Raw genomic sequence first — 4,821 nt, 5'->3', positions numbered from 1 at the left:
CGGGAGACCAGTGCATCCACCACCGTTCGGGATGCGCCAGTTGACCAGGATTGGGTACAAGACTCACTCCTGCTCACTGACTAGGAACGGTTGATTGCGTAGACGGGGCGCCGGGTGGCTCGGAGGCAGGCTACGAGCAGGCCGCCGGGAGGTTTCGATCGCGACCGGGATCGGGGGGCCTGCAGCGTCGCCGTGCTCGCCGAGGAGCAGCTGCAGACCAACAGCGTCGTCGGTGATTCGGGCTCGGGCTAGAGGTCCTAACAGAACCTGTCGATCATGTGACGTTCGGCCTGGTTGCTCGTTGGTTCTGTCGTGGGGCAGAGGGAGTCGCGGCCGTGGATCGTCTCGGATGAACTGTGGTCGCTCATCGAGCCGTTGTTGCCCAAGCCGGGTCCGAAACTGGTCGAGGGCAGACGAAGTTGCGGGCCGCGAAGTCATTGCCGACCGCGTGGGTAACGGACTCCCACCGGCTCGGCCTGAGGGCTGCCTGATTGTGTCAGTTCTTCACGATGCCGTGCAGGAGCAGATCGATGAGTCGGGTGGCCAGGTCGCGCTGGTTCTCGTTGCCAGCCATGAGGCTGATCCCGCCGAGGGCCATCAGTATGTCCTGGGCCTTGATTTCCGGCCGTGCCACCGACGGGCCCCTTGCCGGTGTGAGCAGGTGGTCGATGGCGTCGGCGAGCATGGCCCGGGTCTGCAGCTTCTCGCTGTCGTCGGTCAGTACCACGCGCAGCGCGTCGGCCATCCCCTGCTTGGTGGCCATGAAGTCGATGAAGCGTTCCATCCATGTCCGCAGCGCGTCCACGGGTGGCTGTGTGGTCGCCAGGTGCGGTGCCGCTTCGCACAGGCGCTGTACCTCGAGTCGGTAGATCGCCGCGACCAGTAGTTCCTTGGACGGGAACCGGCGGTAGAGAGTGCCGACGCCGACTCCGGCCGCTTGGGCGATGTCCTTGACCGAGGCGCCCGTCCCCTCGCGGGCGAAGGCGGCCGCTGCCGCCTCCAGCAGTCGGTCCTCGTTGCGTTGTGCGTCGGCCCGCAGCGGTCGGCGGGACCGTGCCGTGTCCCCCTCGTTGCCGGTCAACGCCGACTCCCTTCGTAACACGCTTGCAACCGGAACCAGTTCCGGATACGAGGATACGACAGCCTGCCGCCTTCGCGCCACTGGCTGCGCCCTCACCGCCCCGTTCCGCCACCTTCCCGGAGAGGGTGTATCAGGCTGCGCTGCGCGAAGAGAGGCGCCGCGTGCGTGCTCCCGGCTGAGCCGCCAGTCGTCTGTGCCTTGACCGTGAAGCTGGCACCGTTGAGCCGGGCGACCGCTTGGCCGGGCCGGCGGTGATGGACGTAGACCTTTCTCGGGTGGCCGCCGCAGCCTTGCGTCCTCGGCTGTGAGTCGGCACCGATGTGGAAGCTGAGAAGCACGTGACCAGGGCGGCCATCGAGGGTGGGGGAGGTCGAGATCCCTCGGCCCTGTCGTCCTGTAACTCGGGCATGCGGTGCCGGAGCAGACGCCGTAAGGCCTCACAGCCGATGCGGATGACGCGTCCGTGGCCGTGGCGCAGGCGGGCGGCGAGTTTGCGGACCGACCAGCGGGTGAAGGCCCGGCTGAGCTTGGTGGGGTGCGAGGTGGCCGTCCGGATGACGAAGTCCTCGTCGTCAGGAGTAACCAGGCGAAGACGGCCTCCCGCCCATCGGATCCAGGCAGGCCAGGCGGATCTCGTTGAACCGTGGATCACATCGCCGACGGTGTCCTCGTGGGCTTGGACCAGTTGCGCGATCACCGGGACCCGGTTGCCTCCGGCCGAGGCCAGGATCATCATCGCCCGCCGATATCGCACCGTCCTGGCTGCCCGGCGCATGATCCGCTGCAGCTTCTGCCCTTGGCAGCACGACAGATCATGATGGTGTACGCGTCTGTGCGAGGTTTCGAGGCATCGCGTCACTGTGGGCCTGGTCCGGTGGCACTGACGGCCATCCCGGAGCGGCTGTCGGACTGCGACCGGAGGGCTTGTTCGGTCCAGACGGTCTTGCCGTCGGCGCTGTAGCGAGTGCCCCAGCGCTGGGCGAGTTGCGCGCAGATGAACAGGCCGCGTCCGCCTTCGTCCACGGTGCGCGCATGGCGCAGGTGGGGTGCCGAGGCGCTGGTGTCGTGGACCTCGCAGGTCAGGGTGCGGTCCTTGATGATCCGCAGGAGCAGGGGCGGGGCGCCGTAACGGACGGCGTTGGTGACCAGCTCGCTGATGATCACTTCGGTGGCGTAGGCGGTGTCGTCGTCCACCCCCCATGCACTGAGCTGACGTTGGGCGTGTGTGCGCGCGGCCCCGGCCGCTGAGGCGTGGTGGTCGAGATGCCAGGTGCCGACGTGGTCGGCGGCCAGGCCGTGGGTGCGGGCGAGGAGGAGGACGGAGTCGCCCGGGCGGGCATCGTCATGGAGCCGGTAGAGGACGTCGTCGCACATCTCCTGCAGGGGCCGGTGGGGGTCGGTGAGTACCTGCCCGAGCGGGCCCGGGTCGCCGGGGAGGCCAGTGCGGGAGGTGGGCAGGAGGGAGTTGCTGTAGAAGGCCAGGACACTGCCCTCAGCTAGTGGGATGGTGGCCTGGGCGAAAGGTGGTCCCTCGGCCCTGCCCAGGGGCGGTCCGCTGGGCAGGTCGGGGACCTCGGTGGTGCCGTCGGGGTGCGTGATCATCGGCGCCGGGTGGCCGGCCCGGGCGATGGTGCAGGTGCGGGAGAGCGGATCGTAGACCGCATAGACGCACGTTGCGGTGAGCGTCTGTTGACGCAAAGGGTCGCCGGAGGGCAAAGCGGCCCGTTCCTGGGCCAGACGGGTGGCCGTGTCGTTGAGAGAGGCGAGAAGCTCGTCGGGTTCCAGGTCGAGCGCGGTCAGAACGTTCAGGGCAGTGCGCAGCTGACCTGTAGCGATTGCCGTATAGATGCCCTCTCCGGCTACTTCGCAGACCACCAGCGCGACACGGGCGCCCGGGAGAGTCAGGCTGTCCCAGCAGCCGCCTGCCCCCCGGTCGCCCGGCAAGAACAGGTGGGCCGTTTCAATGGCGGTCTGCGAGGAACGGCTCGGAGCCAGTAGGTGACGCTGAACTGTGGTGGCGATGGTGTGTTCGCGGGCATAGCGGCGTGCGTTGTCGAGGCTCAAGGCGGTGTAGGCGGCCACTTCCAATGGCAAGGGCGACCTCCATTTCATCGAAGGCGCCTGCCTGCTCGGTCCGGTACAGGCTCAGCAGCCCGAGCACCGTGCCGCGCAGCATCAAGGGCACGACCAGGAGTGTGCGGGACCCGAAGTCGCGGATCGCCTCAGCTCGCGCAGGGTCGACCCTCAGCCAGGGCGTGTCTGCGTCCAGGGTCACGACGCGCGGCTTGAGGTCCGCCAGGGCCTGGCTGAAAGGGGTGGGGAATGGCAAGGCGCGCACATCCCCCACCGGATGCGCCTGTCTGTACTGTCCCGGGCCGCTGTGCCGAAGCGCCGCGCGGCGCAAAGGGACACTACGGTCCAGCGGGCCAAGCGGAGGCTCCTCGCCGCGTGCCACGCTGGCCACCACTTCCACCACAGCGACGTCGGCGAAGCCCGGCACCAAAGCCTCGGCCACGTCCTGGCACGTGACCACCACGTCCAAGGACTGCCCCACTCGCTTACGCACCGAATCCAGGACACCCAAGCGAGCCCGCGCTTTCTCCCGCTCGCCGACATCCATCACCGCCACCGCCACACCCAGAACGGTCCCTTGCCGGTTCTGAAGGCGGAACGCCGAGAGCCCCACCATGCGTTCGCCGGCAGAGGCATCCGCAGGGCGCACACGCAACTCGCGCTCGGGAGCGAACACGCCGCTGTCCAGCACCCCCCGCAGCATCGTTGCCACCTCGCCGGGGGAGGCGAATCCGTACACATCGGCGAGGTGGCGCCCGAGGAGGTGTTCGGTGTCCATGCCGCACACTGCCTGTGCGGTCTTGTTGGCCGACACGATGCGAAGCTCCGTGTCGAGTACGACGAGGCCTATCGGTGCTCGCATGAACAAGGCCTGCAGCACCACGGTGCCGACCTCGGGCGTAAGCGCTTCCCGCGCCGGCGCAGGAAAGACAGCCCAGTCCACAACCCCGTCGCGCCGCAGCAGCGGCCGAACCCGCAGGTCACCGGCGGCCACGCGGCCGCCGGCGTCGTAGAGCACTACCTCATCGGGCGCCGGCTCCGCCGCCGGGGCAGCCGCATCTGCAGGCCGCGTCAACAACGGCGTGACCGACCGCCCGACCACCTCATCTGCCGCACGCCCCAGCAACGTCTCCGCCTGGCTGCTCCACCGCAATACGACGCCCGCCCCGTCGATGATCATCAGCGGAACAACGCCTGCCATGGCAACCACCTCCCACCTCCCAGCCTGCCCCCGTCTGCGGGGGCACGCCTCGGCAAGACTGCCGAACCGGCACGGCAAGCCGAGGTCATGAGCAAGGCCGCTGTCACTGGCTCGACGGGGATCCGACGAGCCCGGCGTACGGGAGAGCTGACGGAGCGCGACCGAGGCCCTGCCCCGAGCGAAGCGGTTGATCACGAGTCCGGGTTGCGAAGCGATAGGAGGCAGCGTCGAGACCCGGCAGGAGCGGATGCTGCGACAAGGTCTGCGCAATGCGTCCTTCCCGAGGTGTTGGTCCAGCCGCGAAGTGGCGGCCACGGTGCTCTCCGTTGCGCCTGGGGTGCCGCGCCCGTTTCTCTAAGAGTCATCCCGTGATGGGATGCCGTCCGACCAGTTCCTGTTCGGGAGTGCCACGCCTGTGGGTGGGGCGTTCCCTGCTGGGGCGGCTGTTCCGACGTGGGCCTTGTGC

The 4,821-nt window shown here is 68.5% G+C and carries 3 protein-coding genes and 2 pseudogenes; all 5 read right to left on the bottom strand.

Going from position 1 to position 4,821, the window contains the following annotated elements; all coding sequences use genetic code 11:
* Positions 1 to 89: 89 nt before the first annotated feature.
* A pseudogene (locus ACWDA7_RS50415) lies at positions 90 to 252 on the bottom strand (IS110 family transposase); the annotation flags it as partial.
* Between the two features lie 244 nt (positions 253 to 496).
* On the bottom strand, positions 497 to 1,081 hold the full coding sequence (locus ACWDA7_RS50410) for a TetR/AcrR family transcriptional regulator (protein ID WP_450614624.1): 585 nt from the start codon (positions 1,079 to 1,081) through the stop codon (positions 497 to 499).
* A 408-nt stretch (positions 1,082 to 1,489) separates the two neighbouring features.
* A pseudogene (locus tag ACWDA7_RS50405) lies at positions 1,490 to 1,892 on the bottom strand (helix-turn-helix domain-containing protein); the annotation flags it as partial.
* A gap of 44 nt (positions 1,893 to 1,936) precedes the next feature.
* Entirely contained in the window at positions 1,937 to 2,956 is a 1,020-nt protein-coding gene (locus ACWDA7_RS50400) for a SpoIIE family protein phosphatase (protein WP_450614622.1), read from the bottom strand.
* A gap of 85 nt (positions 2,957 to 3,041) precedes the next feature.
* The gene (locus ACWDA7_RS50395) at positions 3,042 to 4,355 is read right to left on the bottom strand and encodes a PAS domain-containing protein (RefSeq protein ID WP_450614620.1); all 1,314 of its coding nucleotides are present in this window, start codon (positions 4,353 to 4,355) and stop codon (positions 3,042 to 3,044) included.
* Positions 4,356 to 4,821 lie beyond the last annotated feature (466 nt).

Source organism: Streptomyces sp. NPDC001156 (assembly GCF_053598275.1).
The sequence above is the reverse complement of the archived record's forward strand: the minus strand, read 5'-3'. Positions and strand labels throughout refer to the sequence as shown.

What these genes read in the sequence shown, in the direction of transcription:
- ACWDA7_RS50395 (WP_450614620.1), bottom strand. Translation starts at nt 4,355, where the DNA reads ATGGCAGGCGTTGTTCCGCTGATGATCATCGACGGGGCGGGCGTCGTA.